16 protein-coding genes are annotated in these 14,156 nt (G+C 68.8%); 4 read left to right on the top strand and 12 right to left on the bottom strand.

The window, feature by feature from the left end; genetic code table 11:
• Positions 1–12: 12 nt before the first annotated feature.
• Genes CV103_RS08440 through CV103_RS08415 form a run of 6 tightly spaced genes read right to left on the bottom strand, consistent with a single transcriptional unit; the run spans position 13 to position 5,999 of the window.
• Positions 13–879, bottom strand: a complete 867-nt coding sequence (locus CV103_RS08440) for an RDD family protein (protein WP_107394629.1) — start codon at positions 877–879, stop codon at positions 13–15.
• On the bottom strand, positions 872–1,912 hold the full coding sequence (locus tag CV103_RS08435; RefSeq protein WP_107394628.1) for a stage II sporulation protein M: 1,041 nt from the start codon (positions 1,910–1,912) through the stop codon (positions 872–874). The genes CV103_RS08440 and CV103_RS08435 overlap by 8 nt, the downstream gene beginning before the upstream one ends.
• Positions 1,909–3,222: a DUF58 domain-containing protein gene (locus CV103_RS08430; protein ID WP_107394627.1), complete on the bottom strand. Its 1,314-nt coding sequence runs from the start codon at positions 3,220–3,222 to the stop codon at positions 1,909–1,911. The genes CV103_RS08435 and CV103_RS08430 overlap by 4 nt, the downstream gene beginning before the upstream one ends.
• Positions 3,219–4,175: an AAA family ATPase gene (locus tag CV103_RS08425; protein WP_015459534.1), complete on the bottom strand. Its 957-nt coding sequence runs from the start codon at positions 4,173–4,175 to the stop codon at positions 3,219–3,221. Before CV103_RS08425 ends, CV103_RS08430 begins: the two co-directional genes overlap by 4 nt.
• Positions 4,165–5,367, bottom strand: coding sequence for a hypothetical protein (locus tag CV103_RS08420; RefSeq protein ID WP_107394626.1), 1,203 nt, complete (start codon positions 5,365–5,367; stop codon positions 4,165–4,167). Before CV103_RS08420 ends, CV103_RS08425 begins: the two co-directional genes overlap by 11 nt.
• Positions 5,364–5,999 carry a DUF4129 domain-containing protein gene (locus CV103_RS08415; RefSeq protein WP_107394625.1) on the bottom strand — a complete coding sequence of 212 codons (636 nt, stop codon included), beginning with the start codon at positions 5,997–5,999 and terminating at the stop codon, positions 5,364–5,366. Before CV103_RS08415 ends, CV103_RS08420 begins: the two co-directional genes overlap by 4 nt.
• A gap of 129 nt (positions 6,000–6,128) precedes the next feature.
• Here CV103_RS08415 and CV103_RS08410 point away from each other — a divergent pair, with 129 nt between their 5' ends.
• A complete protein-coding gene (locus CV103_RS08410; protein ID WP_107394624.1) occupies positions 6,129–6,872 on the top strand; it encodes a hypothetical protein in 744 nt (247 codons plus the stop codon).
• A gap of 26 nt (positions 6,873–6,898) precedes the next feature.
• Here the strand turns inward: CV103_RS08410 and CV103_RS08405 are convergent, their stop codons facing one another.
• Positions 6,899–7,660, bottom strand: coding sequence for a class II aldolase/adducin family protein (locus CV103_RS08405; RefSeq protein ID WP_107394623.1), 762 nt, complete (start codon positions 7,658–7,660; stop codon positions 6,899–6,901).
• Between the two features lie 226 nt (positions 7,661–7,886).
• On the opposite strand from CV103_RS08405, the gene rpsU reads away from it, so the two are divergent.
• Together rpsU and CV103_RS08395 are read left to right on the top strand one after the other, a co-directional pair.
• Complete coding sequence (gene rpsU / locus CV103_RS08400) at positions 7,887–8,093, top strand: 30S ribosomal protein S21 (protein ID WP_010126124.1); 207 nt, start codon at positions 7,887–7,889, stop codon at positions 8,091–8,093.
• Between the two features lie 77 nt (positions 8,094–8,170).
• Positions 8,171–8,770, top strand: a complete 600-nt coding sequence (locus CV103_RS08395; RefSeq protein WP_107394622.1) for an FKBP-type peptidyl-prolyl cis-trans isomerase — start codon at positions 8,171–8,173, stop codon at positions 8,768–8,770.
• A 335-nt stretch (positions 8,771–9,105) separates the two neighbouring features.
• Here CV103_RS08395 and CV103_RS08390 read toward each other — a convergent pair whose 3' ends face one another.
• Genes CV103_RS08390 through pyrE form a run of 5 tightly spaced genes read right to left on the bottom strand, consistent with a single transcriptional unit; the run spans position 9,106 to position 12,931 of the window.
• Positions 9,106–10,188 carry an AI-2E family transporter gene (locus CV103_RS08390; RefSeq protein ID WP_015459540.1) on the bottom strand — a complete coding sequence of 361 codons (1,083 nt, stop codon included), beginning with the start codon at positions 10,186–10,188 and terminating at the stop codon, positions 9,106–9,108.
• On the bottom strand, positions 10,185–11,138 hold the full coding sequence (lepB, locus tag CV103_RS08385; RefSeq protein WP_191225148.1) for a signal peptidase I: 954 nt from the start codon (positions 11,136–11,138) through the stop codon (positions 10,185–10,187). Before lepB ends, CV103_RS08390 begins: the two co-directional genes overlap by 4 nt.
• Before the next feature lie 50 nt (positions 11,139–11,188).
• Entirely contained in the window at positions 11,189–11,590 is a 402-nt protein-coding gene (gene acpS, locus CV103_RS08380) for a holo-ACP synthase (protein ID WP_015459542.1), read from the bottom strand.
• The gene (locus tag CV103_RS08375) at positions 11,587–12,315 is read right to left on the bottom strand and encodes a pyridoxine 5'-phosphate synthase (RefSeq protein WP_107394621.1); all 729 of its coding nucleotides are present in this window, start codon (positions 12,313–12,315) and stop codon (positions 11,587–11,589) included. Before CV103_RS08375 ends, acpS begins: the two co-directional genes overlap by 4 nt.
• Positions 12,316–12,346: 31 nt before the next feature.
• The gene (gene pyrE / locus CV103_RS08370; protein ID WP_015459544.1) at positions 12,347–12,931 is read right to left on the bottom strand and encodes an orotate phosphoribosyltransferase; all 585 of its coding nucleotides are present in this window, start codon (positions 12,929–12,931) and stop codon (positions 12,347–12,349) included.
• A 184-nt stretch (positions 12,932–13,115) separates the two neighbouring features.
• Between pyrE and coxB the strand changes: the two genes are divergently transcribed.
• Positions 13,116–14,150, top strand: a complete 1,035-nt coding sequence (gene coxB / locus CV103_RS08365) for a cytochrome c oxidase subunit II (RefSeq protein WP_107394620.1) — start codon at positions 13,116–13,118, stop codon at positions 14,148–14,150.
• Positions 14,151–14,156 lie beyond the last annotated feature (6 nt).

The following is a 14,156-nucleotide window of genomic DNA, read 5'->3' as shown; positions in this document are numbered from 1 at the left end:
AGGGCGGAATGCCTACCTCCGATCGAACTTGTTCTCGCGGCGGCGGCCGAAGAGGAGGTTGCGTTCGAGGCGGAGGCGGAGCGCGGTGTAATAGGCGTTGAGGAATTCGCTGTCCCCGCCGGGGGCCTGCCAGCCGATCCGGGTGCGGATGGCTTCGGCGACCGTCTGGATCGTTGCCCAGTCATTGGCGCGGAGCACGTCTTCAAGCGTCTGCAGCTCGTAGACGCCATAGGCGTCGAGCTGGGCGTCGGTGAAGCTGTAGGCGGGGCCGCGGCGCGGACGGGCGGCGATGCGGATCAGGTCGAGGTCCAGCTCCGTCTTCGGCGCGCGGACGACCCAGGTGCCGGCCAGCAGATCGCCCACGCGCAGGCGATCCCTGTTCATCAGCGGGAAGAACAGGAAGATGCCGCTCCACCCCAGGCCGAACAGCGCGGTGGCGGCGTCCGCCACGCCTTCATGGGCCTGGTAGAACCAGAAGCTCAGGGGCAGGAACAGCTCGATCTCCCGCATCAGGTTGCGCGCGATCACGGCGTCGCCGGTCAGCCGGCCGCCATTGCGGGCGACGACGCGCAGGCCGCTGCGGCGCTTGCCGGGCGTGGCGCCGCGCGGCCCCATCTCGAACAGGATGAAATAGCCGTTGCGGGCCACGAACAGGCCCAGCAGCCAGAGGATGATGGCGATCTGGCCGGTATTGCCGCCGAACCAGGCGCCGATCACGAGGAGCAGGATGGTGGCGAGCAAGAAGGTGGCGGTGATGATCGCCGCATCGATCGCGAAGGCGGCGGCGCGTTCGCCGGCCGATGCCAGCACGAGGCCGAGATCGACGCCTTCGGGGGTGATGAAGCGGCGGCGGAGCCGTTCGTCGGCATGTTCAGGCATCGGCGGGCCTCCGGCGCGGCCAGTAGAAATATGCAAGCCAGAGCAGCAGCGCCCCGCCGCCGATGGCATAGCGCGCGGCATTGGCGTCGATCCGCTGGCGGGCGATGCCTTCCAGCAGGCCCGCGACCATCAGCATCACCACCACGCCGGCCATGGCGGTGGCGGATATCCGGCCGGCTTCCCGCGCGGCGGCAAGGCGGGTGCTGGGGCCGGGAAAGGCCACCGCACGGCCGATGCGCAGGCCGGCGGCCCCGGCGATGAGGATCGCGAATATCTCCGTCGTGCCGTGGATGGCCAGCCATCCGCCCAGATCCACGCCGAGCCCGCGGGGCGCGAACAGGGCGAAGAAGGCGCCCAGCGTGCAGCCGTTGGCGACGATCAGCAGCGCGGACGGCAGGCCAAAGGCGAAGCCCAGCGCGAAGGCGAAGATCGCGACGCTGGCGTTATGGGTGAAGAGGAAGGTGGCGAAGATGCTGAGGCCGTCGCGATCGGCCGCCGGCCCGCCGGGTTCGGCATGGAGGGTGGCGCGCAGCGCGGCGGTGGAACTGGTGGGATCGCGCCCGCCCGCAAGCTCGCTGGGGATGATCGAGTAGAACCAGCTCGTATCGTGGATGACGAGCAGATAGGCGGCCACCACCCCGGCGACGGTGAGGAGAAGCGTGACGAGCGTTTCCCGCCAAAGCGCGCGGACCGAGGCCGGCCAATCGTGGAGGACGAAGGCGCGGAGCCGCTGCCCGGCGGGCGTGCGCACGCCATAGAGGAAGAAATAGGCCCTCGCGCTCAGGCTTTCGAGATATTCGACCAGCGCGCGATCGAGCGATGTTTCCCGCGCGACCGAGAGCGAGGACAGCGCCTGGCGGTAGAGCACGGGAAGGGCCATCAGCTCCTCCTCGTCCAGCGCGCGGAGCGATCGCTTCTCGGCCAGCGTGAGCAACTCGTCGAGGCGGCGCCAGTCCGCCTCATGCGCCTCGCGGAAGCGGCGCGCGGTGGCGGCGGGATCGGCCGGTGCGGCGGGAGAGCGGAACGGATTCACAGCAGGTTCCGTCGCTTGAGATCGACATAATAGTCCACCAGCCGCAGGCCGACGCGGTCGTGGGGCGATTCCAGCACGTGGAAGCCGCTGTGGCGCAGGCGGGTGATGACGATGCGGCGTTCGCGCAGCAGCTCCGCCGCCATCACCGCGCGGGTGACGTCGTCGGGATCGTGCGGCTCGGCAGCGGCAATATCGACAAGTTCCCGATCCTCCAGCACCACGAACAGGACGAGATGGCGGTCGAGCAGGCCGGCGGCGGCGCGCAGCATCAGCTCCGCGCTGGTGGGATCGGAAAATTCGGTGAAGACGACGATCAGCGAGCGGCGGTTGAGGCGGCCGCCCAGCGTGGTGAGGGCGAGGGTGTAGTTGGTTTCCTCCCCCGAATAATCGATCTCAGCCGCCAGCCGCTGGATCAGCCCGAAGGCGCGCGCGCCCGCAACCGCGCCGCTGGTGATGCGCGGGCGCGAATCGAAGCCGAACAGGCTCACCCGATCGCCGAGCTTGAGCGCGACATAGGCCGAGAGGAGCGCCGCCGAGACGGCACGGTCGATGCGCGGCACGCCGTCCAGCGGCTCGCACATGTTGCGGCCGGCATCGAGGGCGAAGACGATATTGTTGTTGCGCTCCGTCCGATATTCCTTGGCGAGCAGCCTGGAATGGCGGGCGGACTGCTTCCAGTCGATCGCGCGGCGATCCATGCCGGGCTGGAAATCGGCGAGCGATTCGAACTCCGCGCCATCGCCGCGATCCAGCTGGGCGACAAGGCCGTGCATGGTGCTGCGCAGGAAGAGATGCGCGCCGCGATCGCGCACGGCATGCACGTCCGGGGTGATGAGTATCCGCAGGTCGAGGGGGGCGCGGCGCTGCTTCCAGGTGAGGCCGAGCGGGCCTGTCCAGCGGAGCCACAGCGCCTCCAGCCGCGCCGCGCCGCGCCGGGCGGCGGCGAGGGGGAGGGAAGCCGCGCCGCTGCCGCCAGCGAGCGCGATCGTCCGGCTGGGGCCGTCGGGCGTTTCCAGAAGATCGGAATGTTCGAGGATGATTTCCGCCGATGCGGGCGCGGCGCCCGTGAAGGCCACGCGGACGAGCGCCTTGAGGCCCGCGCCCACGCCGGCGGTGTCGGGCGCCTCCACATCGATGCGCGGATCGCGCGGCCAGGCGCCGGACACCGCGTCGATGGCGGTGAGCGCGAAGACGAACAGCGTCCAGCCGATGCCGGCATACCAGTAAGCCGGCCAGAGCACGCCCACCACCAGCACGGCGGGTGCGCCCGCCGCCGCCAGCAGCACCGCGCGGCGGGTGGGGTAGATCAACGCGGCGCCTCGATCCGCTCGATGATCTCGGCGACCACCGATTCGACCTGCCGGCCGTCTATCTCGGCGGCGGGCGAAAGGATCACACGGTGGCGCAGCACGGCGGGCGCCAGCGCCTTCACGTCATCGGGGATCACGAAATCGCGCCCGTCGAGCGCGGCGCGCGCACGCGCGGCGGCGGCGAGCATCGCGCCCGCGCGCGGCGATGCACCGCTTTCCAGATCGGCGACATCGCGGGTCGCGCGGATCAGGGCGACGATATAATCGATCACCTGGTCCACCAGCCGCACCTCCGCGACGGTGGCGACCGCCGCATCGATGGCCGCGGCATCGGCGCGGGGGGCGACGCCCCAATCCTCGGGTTTCGGCGCGCCGAAGCGGACGCCGTGGCTGGCGATGATCCGCCGTTCCTCCGCCGCGTCGGGATAATCCACGGTCTGCTTGAACAGGAAGCGATCGAGCTGGGCTTCCGGCAGGGGATAGACGCCCTGCTGCTCGATCGGGTTCTGGGTGGCCACCACCATGAAGCGGGCGCCCAGCGGCAGGGTTTCCCCGTCGATGGTGACGGTGCGTTCCTGCATCGCCTCCAGCAGGGCGGCCTGCGTCTTGGGCGGGGTGCGGTTGATCTCGTCCGCCAGCAGCAGATCGGTGAAGATGGGGCCGCGCGTCAGGGTGAAGCTGCTCGTCTGGAAGTTGAACAGATTGGCGCCCAATATATCGCCGGGCATCAGATCGGGCGTGAACTGGATGCGACCGAAATCGAGGCCGGTGGCCCGCGCGAAGCATTGGGCGAGGAAGGTCTTGGCCGTTCCCGGCGGCCCTTCCAGCAGGACATGGCCGGCGGAAAAAAGGGCGACCAGCATCAGCTCCACCGTTTCGGCCTGGCCGACGACGGCCTTGCCGATTTCGCCGCGTATATCGTCGGCGAGCGCCTTCACCTCTTCAACCTTCACGGATCACGTCCCTTCTCCAGCGATAGAGTGCGCGCGCCGCCTGCGCGAGTTCCGCCGGATCGGCGGCAGCGCGGGCGGCAGCGGCGAGTTCGGAAAAGCGCGGCTCGGCCAGCCGATCAAGATAGGCGTCGAGCGCGGCCTCGTCCGCCTGGGCCGGCGCACCGGTCGCGGCGACCACGGCATCGCGGGTGAGCAGCGCATAACGGCCACCGACGCGATGCTGGCGGCGGGCGAGCTTGAGCAGCGCGGCGCTGTTATCGACCAGCGCGCGCTTGCCGAAGGCGATCTCGCGTTCCTCCCGCGCGGGCGGGCCGAAGCGGAACAGCGCCTGGATGCCGGCCAGCAGCGCCGCGCCGAGCAGGCAGAGGGTAAGCGCCAGGAAGGGCGGCTCCAGCGCCAGCTTCATCAGGCTGGGCGACCGGCCGAAACCGTTGAGGGTAAGATCGAAATCCACCGTCTCGGCGCCGCTGGAATTGAGCCAGTCGATCATCGCGATCGCCGCCCGCGCGGTATCGGCGCTGGCCAGCCCCTGATTGTTGAGGAGATCGGGATCGGCGAGGATATAGAGCGGCCGTCCACCCACCTCGGCCAGCACGATCCGCCCTTCGCCATCGACGATCAGCGGGCGGAGGTTGCGGCCTGATATGGTCTGGAGCTGGGCGGGCGCGCCGGTGGCGGCATCGGCCGGCAGGCCGTTCACCGCGCGGAGCTGCCCGCCGGCGCTGCGGTGGAGCGCGAAATTGGGCACCTGGCGGATGAGCCGCTGAATCTCCTCGACGGGCAGGGTGCCGGCGCTTTCCACCCAGGCGGGCTTTTGCGGCATCTGCCGCACCCACCATTTGGGCAGCACGATCAGGGTGGGCTTGTCCGCCCGCGGGGCGAGGCGCTTGCCGATCTCGTCCGGATCCGTGCCCGGCTCGGGCGTCAGGACCAGCAGTTCCTTGCCGTCCCATTCGCCGTCGCTGCGGACGAAATAGGACCAGTCTTCCCAGGGCAGGCCGTCGATCAGGTCGGCAAGGCCGTGGAAGCCGATCGCGGACGTCGACAGCGCATGCGCGCCGCCGTTGCGCCCGTTCCTGAGATCGGGGGCATAGGTGCCGAGGATCAGCAGGCCGGCAAAGGCGAGGATGCCGGCAGCCACCACCCACAACATCGTGCGGACAGAGAAGGGGGAGGCGGAAGCGGCGCTCACCGCCAGGCCCCCGGCAGCGCGAAATCCTCATAGGCCGCGCGCGCATCGCGCCACGCCGCCGCATCGACCGGCCGGCCGCCGAACAGGCTGCGCTCGACCAGCCCGGCCAGGCCGGCGAAGACCCGGCGCGCCTTGCCCGGCAGCGCATCGGCGGCGGCGATGTCCCGCGCGGTGAGCGCGGGGCGGACGAGGTGGGGGCGGCGGCGCTCGATCTCCTCGATGCTGCGGACGAGGAGGAGGTGGACGGCCTCGGCATGGCGGCCGGCGGCGGCCAGCGCGTCCGCCTCGGCCAGCAATTGCCGGGCCGAGCCGGCTTCGGGCCGCCATTCGGGCTCTTGCCCTTCCTCCGCCACGGCCCTGCGGCGGAAGAAGGGCAGGCCGTGGGCGAGGAGGTGGCGCGCGACGATATAGAGAAGCGCCAGCGCGGCCAGGATCAGCAGGCCCCAGGCGATATATTCCATATAGGGCGCGATCGCCTTCAGCAGCCGCACGAGCCAGGCAGGCGGCGGATCGGGCGGCGGCATCGTCGGCAGATCGAACTGCAGCGCGGGATCGGCGCGCAGCTTTTCATGCGCGGCGGCGAAATCCGCATCGCTGATGCCCGTGCTGCCAATGCCGCCCGACGCCGCCAAGAGCTTCCCCCAAATTCCCCGGAGCCATGCTTAGAGCGGATCGCGGGCCGACGGAAAGCCCCGATTCCGCCCTATGGACAAAAGCTTGGGGACGCGGAATGATCCTGGCCGGGGAATTGGGGGAATATCATGGCCTATGAGGATAATGCGCTCGATATCGGGCGGGTGATGCGGTGCACGGGCGCCGTGGTCGGCGCGCGGCCGGCGGCGATCTTCGGCATTGCGGCGGTGTCGATGGCGGTGCCGGCGGCGATCAGCTACGCGCTCGGGGAACCGGGCAGGGACGCGGCCGCCAGGGGGATGGGCCTTGCCGGCGGGATGACGATGCTCGGCCTCATCGCCAATGCGGCGATGCAGGCGGCGCTGTTCCGCATCACCATCGACGAGGCGGCAGGCGTGAGGCGCGGCATGAGCGAGATCGTGCCGGGTGCGCTGCGGGCGCTGCCGGCGATGATCGGCCTCACGATCCTTTCCTGGCTGGGCATATTCGGTGCTTCGCTGCTGCTGGTGGTGCCGGGAATCATCGTGGCGCTGATGTGGGCGGTGGCCGGACCCGCGCTGATCGCGCGGCAGGAAGGCGTGCTTGCGGCGCTGGGATATAGCCGCGCGATCACCAGGGGCGCGCGGGGGAGCCTGTTCCTGCTGCTGAGCGGGATCGGCATCGTCGTTTCGATCATCGCGATCGGCGCGTTCATGGCGAAGCCGGATCTCGCCACGCCGGGCGGGGTGACCGTGGGCATCCTTGTGATTCAGGTCGCCATCAACGCCGTGGTCTATGCGCTGTGGTCGGTGCTGACGGCCGCCATCTATGTCGATCTGAGCGCGGGCGACGGCGAACTGGCGAGCGAGCGCTATGCCGAGGTCTTCGCCTGACGCGGAAGGGGCGCGGCCCGGCGGGATCAATCCCGCCAGCCGCGATCCTTGCGATCGACCAGGCGGACCAGGGCGTTGAATTCCGCCTCGCCGGGCATGCCGGGGCGGACGAGCTTGGCCTGATCGCGCTGGTGGACGGCCAGCACCTCCGCCGGAATTTCCCGAAGGCGGCCCATCGGCGCGGATGCCACCTGGATCTGGCAGGCCCGTTCCAGCGCCCAGAGCCTGAGGAAGGCGATCGGCAGCGTCGGCCCCATCGAAAGCAGGCCGTGGTTGCGCAGGATCATCAGCCGCTTGTCGCCCAGATTGGCGATCAGGCGGGGGGCCTCGTCGTCGCGCACGGTGATGCCTTCGAAATCATGATAGGCGATCTGGCCCGCGATCTGGCCGGCGTAGAAATTGCTGATCGACAGCCCGTCCTCCAGGCACGCCACGGCCATGCCGGCGGTGGTGTGGGTGTGCATCACGCAATGCGCGTCGGGCAGGTGGCGATGGAAGGCGGCATGCTGGACGAAGCCGGCCAGGTTCACGCCCCAGGGCGAATCGGAAAGCTTGTTGCCGTCGATATCGATCTTCACGAGGTTGGAGGCGGTGACCTCGCTGAAATGCAGGCCGAAGGGGTTGATGAGGAAGGCGCCTTCCTCCCCCGGCACGCGCAGGGTGATGTGGTTGAAGATCAGTTCCGTCCAGCCGAGGTGATCGAACACGCGGTAGCAGGCGGCAAGCTGCTGGCGGGCGGACCATTCCGCCTCGCTGATGCCGGCCCGTTCCGGGATAGCGGTGGCCATGGCGTCTCTCCTGACAATTATGTCAATATAGTGCCGCGCCGCTTTGCCGCTGTCGAGCCGCAGCCCTATCGGCGGGAAGCGGCCTTTTCGGGTTGAAGAATCGCCCACCCACTGCTAGGGCGCACGCCTTGCGACGCGGACCGGGGTTCGCGGCGAACCCTATTCACGTCCGTCGAGTGGCCGGAAGCCGCCCTGCGGAAGCGAGAGACTGGAGATCGACGGCCTTATGCAAATCATTGTTCGCGACAATAATGTCGACCAGGCGCTGCGCGCGCTCAAGAAGAAGCTGCAGCGTGAGGGCGTCTATCGCGAGATGAAGCTGCGCCGTCATTACGAGAAGCCGTCGGAAAAGCGCGCGCGCGAGCGTGCCGCCGCCATCCGCCGCGCGCGCAAGCTGGAGCGCAAGCGCGCCGAGCGTGACGGCGTCCGGTAAGACGCCGCATCGTGTGGGGCCGCAAGGCCCCGCCCGAGAAAGATGACCTGTCCATTCTGACATAGCGAGCCTGCCCCATGTCCGTGACTGCCGTTCCGTTGCGTCCGATCAAGAAGGGCTCGCTTACCAAGCTGTGGATCGGCATCGGCCTGCTGGCCGCCGTCGGCATCGGCGCCGCCTGGCTTTCGACCAAGGCGGCCGTCGTCGCGGCGCAGACGCCGGACGAATATCTGACGGATAACGGCAAGCGCGCCGGCGTCGTGACGCTGCCGTCCGGCCTGCAATATGAGGTGCTGAAGGAAGGCAACGGCCCCAAGCCGACGCCGGCCGACCTCACGCTGGTGAACTATGAGGGCAAGCTGGCCAAGACGGGCGAGGTGTTCGACGCCTCCGAACGGCATGGCGGCCCCGCCACCCTTCCCGTGACCGGCCTGATTCCGGGCTGGACCGAAGGCGTGCAGCTAATGAAGCAGGGCTCCAAATATCGCTTCTGGATGCCGCCGAGGCTCGCTTATGGCGATGCCGGCGCCGGCCCCAATGGCGAGATTCCGCCCAATGCGGTGCTGGTGTTCGACCTGGAGCTGCTGGCCGTGCAGCCCGGCGCAATGAACGCGATGCCCGGCATGGGTGGCATGGGTGGCATGGGCGGCGGCATGGAAGGCCATCCCGGCATGTGATCACCCGGCCGCCGGGCTCCGGTGGCGGACATCGTCGACCAAGACGCAGGCGGCGTCCCGAGGCATCGGGGCGCCGTCTTTCCGTTTGCGCTCTGCGAGGCGCGCGCCAGTTCCGGCATGGCGCGACATTTTCCCTTGTCGCCTCCCCCCCCCATCGTCATGCCAGCGCAGGCTGGCCTCGTGTCGCGGCTGGGTGCTGTGCCGAGGTGCTGCCGCTTGCAGCGGTGAGCGATGCCAGCCTGCGCTGGCATGACGATGGGGAAGAAATGCCGGCTCCAGTCGACCGTCGCGCCCCATCCGTCAGCGGCATGGCCCCCGGACGGCGCGAGCGATCCTTAGCCCGTGATGCGGTGCGTGACGGCGGAGGCCGCGGCTTCCTCGGCCTTGGCGTCGGAGCGTTGTTCCAGCAGCACCTTGATCATCGCGACGAGCGGATCGGCCAGTGCAAGGCCGAGGATGCCGCAGAGCGAGCCCAGGAGGAGCTGGGCGCTGAGCACCAGCGCGGGCGCGAGATCCACCGAGCGCTTGGCGACGGTCGGCACGATCAGATAGCCGTCCACCGTCTGCACGACGAAATAGACGGCGATCGCCCACAGCCCGGTCTCGACCCCGGCCGAAAAGCCGACCAGCACCAGCAGCAGGCCCGATACGATCGCGCCGATATTGGGCAGGAAGGCGAGCAGGCCGGTGAGGATGCCGAGCAGCGCCGCCATCGGCACGCCACCCACCAGCAGAAGCAGCCAGGTGCCGACGCCTTCCACCGCCATGCCGAGCAGGCGCCCGGCCATCAGGCGGCGCATCGTGTAGCCGAGCTTGGCCGAGGTTTCGTAGAATTCCTGGCGCCTTTCCATCGGCAACATCCAGGCGAAGCCGCGTTCGTAGAGGCGCGGCTCGATCGCCACGAACACGCCGATCACCAGGATCATCGCCATGCTGGAGACGGCGCCGATCGCGGTGCCGAGCGCGCTGGTGAGCCGGCCGAGCGATCCCATCACCTGCTCGCCGATCGCGTTGGCGCTGTCGCGGGGCATCAGCCCCATCGCCTGCACCCAATCGACGATGCGGTTGAACTGTTCGGTCACGACGATGCGCAGCGTGCCGAACTGCGCGCCGATCGAGGCGCCCGCGAAATAGAAGGTCCAGAGCAGGAAGGCGGTGACGGCCAGGCACACGATCGCCAGCCGCCAGCCCCGCCGGATCGGCAGCACCCGGCCGAGCAGGCGGGCGCCGCCGTCCAGCATCGAGGCGATGACGAGGCCGCCGGCGATCAGCAGCAATGTCTGGATCAGATACCAGGCCAGCACGATGCCGGCGGCGAGCCCGAGCCAGACGGCGGCGCGCTTCAGTTCCCGGGTGGTGATCGGATCGCGGAAATCCGAAGGGCCGGGCTGTTCGGGCGCGCGCGCCTCGTCGCTCATTGCGCGGGGGCCTCCGCATGGGCCGGGCGCAGGCTGGTGCCCGCGCGGCCGCCGCGCATCGCCGTGAACCAGCTAATCGGGTTCCACAGCGTCGAGGTGCCATCGAGCGAGAAGGTGATGAATTCCGCGCGGCCGCCCAGATTTTCCACCGGAACCGGCCCGCCCAGGCCGCCTTCCATCGATGAGACCCTGCTGTCGGCGGATTGATCGCGATTGTCGCCCATCAGGAATACATGGCCCTCCGGTATGGTCAGCGCCGGATAATCATCGTTCTGGCCGCCGGGGCCGAGATCGATCGTGTCGTAACTGACGCCGTTGGGCAAAGTTTCCCGGACGCGGGGCATCTGGCAATATTCGCGGCCGTCCGGCCCCGTCACGCGCAGGCGATAGACGTCGGGCGTGTCGCAGGGGATGTTGGGATCGATCGGGATCATCGCGGGCGACAGGAACTGCCGCTTCACCGGCACGCCGTTCAGGATGACCACGCCGTTGCGCAGCTCGATCCGGTCGCCGGGCAGGCCGATCACCCGCTTGATATAATCGGTATATTGCGTCGGCGGCTTGGCGATCACCACGTCGCCGCGCTGGGGCAGGTGGCCGAACAGGCGCCCGTGGATGAAGGGGATCGACAGATAATCCTGCCCCGTCAGCCGGCCGAGCCAGCGGCCCGGCGCGCCGGGGATGCGGGTGATGCTGGGCGACACATAGGACCAGCCATAGGGATATTTGGTCACCACCAGCCGATCGCCCTTGATGAGCGTGGGCATCATCGATTCGGACGGGATGTAGAAGGGCTTGGCGAGGAAGCTGTGGAAGGCGAGCACCGCCAGCACCAGCCAGAACACGCCTTTCGCCTCCGCCCACCAATCCGTCTTCGGCCGGGAATCGGCTGTGGAGGGCAGCGGGGCCTGCGGCTGCGGTTGGGGCTGGGCGGTGTCTTCGATACTCATCGATACTTGCTGATCGCTCAAGCGATCCACTCCTTAGATCCGGGCGGCGCCTAGACGGCGCGGGCATAGAGGATGACGAACGCCTGCGCCCAGGGGTGGTCGTCGGTCAGCGTCAGATGCACGTCAACGGCGTGGCCCGGCGGCGTGATCGCGTCAAGCCTTGCCTTGGCGCCGCCGGTCAGCGCCAGCGTCGGCGCGCCCGACGGCGCGTTGACCACGCCGATGTCCTTCATGAACACGCCCGAACGGAAGCCGGTGCCCACCGCCTTGGAGAAAGCCTCCTTCGCGGCGAAGCGCTTGGCATAGGTGGCCGCGCGGGTGAGCTGGCGCCGCTCGGCCTTGGCGCGCTCCACATCGGTGAAGACGCGGTTGACGAAGCGCTCGCCGAACCGGTCGAGCGAATTCTGGATGCGCTCGATATTGCAGAGGTCGGAACCGATGCCGATGATCATCGTGCCTGCTCCATCAGTTCGCGCATCCGCGCCACGCTGGCGCCGAGGCCGGTAAAGATCGCCTCGCCGATCAGGAAATGGCCGATGTTCAGCTCGGCGAGCTGCGGGATGGCGGCGATGGCCGTGACATTGTCGAAGGTCAGGCCGTGGCCGGCATGCGGCTCGATCCCGTTCTTGGCGGCCAGCGCCGCAGCATCGGCGATGCGGCGAAGCTCGGCCGTGCGATCGGCGCCGTCGACATGGGCATAGCGGCCGGTGTGGAATTCGACCACGGGCGCGCCGAGCCGGATCGCGGCCTCGATCTGGCGGGGATCGGGTTCGATGAACAGGCTGACGCGGACACCGGCATCGCCCAGCCTGCGGACGAAGGGCAGGAGGTGATCGAACTGGCCGGCGGCGTCGAGGCCGCCTTCGGTCGTCCGCTCCTCCCGCCGTTCGGGCACGATGCAGGCGGCGTGCGGCCGGTGGGCCACCGCGATGCCCAGCATCTCCTCCGTCGCCGCCATCTCCAGATTGAGGGGCAGGGCGATTTCCGCCATCAGCCGATCGATATCGCCGTCGGTGATGTGGCGGCGGTCCTCGCGCAGATGGGCGGTGATGCCGTCCGCGCCCGCCTGCGCCGCCAGAATCGCCGCCAGCACGGGATCGGGATGATCGCCGCCCCGCGCGTTGCGGATGGTGGCGACGTGATCGATGTTCACACCCAGGCGGAGACGGCCGGTCATGGCGGCGGCATCCTTTTATAAGGAGGGTTGATTATGAGGCGGCCCTGCTTCCGGGCTTGATCGCGGGGATCGCCGCGAGCTCGGGCGGCAGCGCATCGGCCGCATAGGTCGGCACGGCGATGCGAATCAGCGGGTAGAAAGGCACGCCGAGATCGGCCTTGCCGTCCGACCGGTCGACCAGCGAAGCCGCCGCGATCACCTGGCCGCCGGCTTCCTCCACCGCCTTGATCGCCTCGCGCGAGGAGAGGCCGGTGGTGACGACGTCCTCCATCAGCAGCACCTTCAGCCCCGGTGCGAGGCGGAAGCCGCGGCGCAGCTCGAACGTGCCGGTGGGGCGTTCGACGAACATCGCGTCGAGGCCGAGCGCGCGGCCCATCTCATGCCCGGCGATCACGCCCCCCATGGCCGGCGATACCACCGCGCCGAGCTGGATCTTCACCTTGTCCGGTATCTTCCGCGCCAGCGCTTCGGCCAGCCGCGCGGCGCGCGCCGGGTTCATCAGCACGCGCGCGCACTGCAGATATCGGGACGAACGCAGCCCTGAGGACAGAATGAAATGGCCTTCGAGCAGCGCATCGGCGTCGCGGAATTCCGCCAGTATCTCTTCATCCGTCATGTCGTTTCTCCCGGCGGTTCGATGCCCCGCCAGATAGGCCGCACGGGCGCGTGCATCAACTGCCCGAAATTCTGCGATTACCCTGCTTGAGACCCGCGACACCCGCGCCTATAAGCCCCCCAATCGCGATAAGCCCGCATAGAGACGAACAGCCGCGAGGGAAGCGGCGCTGACCGGGGGTGAGATGAGTACGCTGAAGACGATGTTGATGGCATTCGCGCTGGCTGCGACGCCCGCAGCCGCGCTTGCCCAGGGCGCTCCCGCGCCCGTCGCGGCCCAAACGGCTGCTGCGCCGGTCGCCGCGGCGACCGCCGCCCCCGAATCCGCAAAGCCTGCCTTCCAGCATGCCGCGCCCGAAGCGGATATCGGCCAGCCGATTCCCGGCGGCTGGAAGATCCAGCCGCAGGTGACCGCGCTGGGCGAGGATGGCCAGTGGCTGCACAACAGCGTGCTGGTGCCGATCATCACCGCCATCTGCGTCTTCGTTCTGGCGCTGATGCTGTGGGTGATCGTGCGTTACCGCGCCAAGGCCAATCCGGTGCCGTCGCGGACGACGCACAACACCTTCATCGAGGTGGTGTGGACGCTGGTGCCGGTGCTTATCCTGCTGGTGATCGCGGTCCCCTCGATCCGCCTGCTCGCCGCGCAATATAACCAGCCCAAGGCCGATCTCACCATCAAGGTGATCGGCAACCAGTGGTACTGGACCTACCAATATCCCGACAATGGCGACTTCGAGCTGGTCTCCAACATGCTGAAGGAGAAGGACGAGGTTAAGCCGGGCGACCGCTTCCGCACCGACGCGGACGGCCCCCGCCTGCTGGCGGTCGACGAGCGCATCGTCGTTCCGGTCGGCGCGGTCGTGAAGCTGATCGTAACCTCGAACGACGTGATCCACAGCTTCGCCGTGCCCGCCTTCTGGACGAAGATGGACGCCGTGCCCGGCCGCCTGAACGAAACCTGGTTCAAGGCCGATCGCCCCGGCGTCTATTTCGGCCAGTGCTCCGAACTGTGCGGCGCGCGCCATGCCTACATGCCGATCGCCGTCGAGGTGGTGGAGCCGGCCCGTTTCGCGGAATGGGTGAAGTCGAAGGGCGGCACCATGCCGGGCGAGGCGGCCGAGGCCCCCGCCGGCGAGGCCGCCCCCGCCGCCAACGAAGCTGCCCCCGCCGAAGCGCCGGCGGCAGCTCCCGCCGCCGCCGCGGCGACGACGAACTGAGGCTGA

Source organism: Edaphosphingomonas fennica (assembly GCF_003034225.1).
In the GTDB taxonomy this organism is placed as follows: domain Bacteria; phylum Pseudomonadota; class Alphaproteobacteria; order Sphingomonadales; family Sphingomonadaceae; genus Sphingomonas_E; species Sphingomonas_E fennica.
This window is presented reverse-complemented; position numbering and strand designations above follow the sequence as displayed.

Coding starts and splice junctions, on each gene's coding strand:
- CV103_RS08440 (WP_107394629.1), bottom strand. CDS start 879: ATGCCTGAACATGCCGACGAACGGCTCCGCCGCCGCTTCATCACCCCC.
- CV103_RS08410 (WP_107394624.1), top strand. CDS start 6,129: ATGGCCTATGAGGATAATGCGCTCGATATCGGGCGGGTGATGCGGTGC.
- CV103_RS08405 (WP_107394623.1), bottom strand. CDS start 7,660: ATGGCCACCGCTATCCCGGAACGGGCCGGCATCAGCGAGGCGGAATGG.
- rpsU (WP_010126124.1), top strand. CDS start 7,887: ATGCAAATCATTGTTCGCGACAATAATGTCGACCAGGCGCTGCGCGCG.
- CV103_RS08395 (WP_107394622.1), top strand. CDS start 8,171: ATGTCCGTGACTGCCGTTCCGTTGCGTCCGATCAAGAAGGGCTCGCTT.
- CV103_RS08390 (WP_015459540.1), bottom strand. CDS start 10,188: ATGAGCGACGAGGCGCGCGCGCCCGAACAGCCCGGCCCTTCGGATTTC.
- lepB (WP_191225148.1), bottom strand. CDS start 11,138: ATGAGTATCGAAGACACCGCCCAGCCCCAACCGCAGCCGCAGGCCCCG.
- acpS (WP_015459542.1), bottom strand. CDS start 11,590: ATGATCATCGGCATCGGTTCCGACCTCTGCAATATCGAGCGCATCCAG.
- CV103_RS08375 (WP_107394621.1), bottom strand. CDS start 12,315: ATGACCGGCCGTCTCCGCCTGGGTGTGAACATCGATCACGTCGCCACC.
- pyrE (WP_015459544.1), bottom strand. CDS start 12,931: ATGACGGATGAAGAGATACTGGCGGAATTCCGCGACGCCGATGCGCTG.
- coxB (WP_107394620.1), top strand. CDS start 13,116: ATGAGTACGCTGAAGACGATGTTGATGGCATTCGCGCTGGCTGCGACG.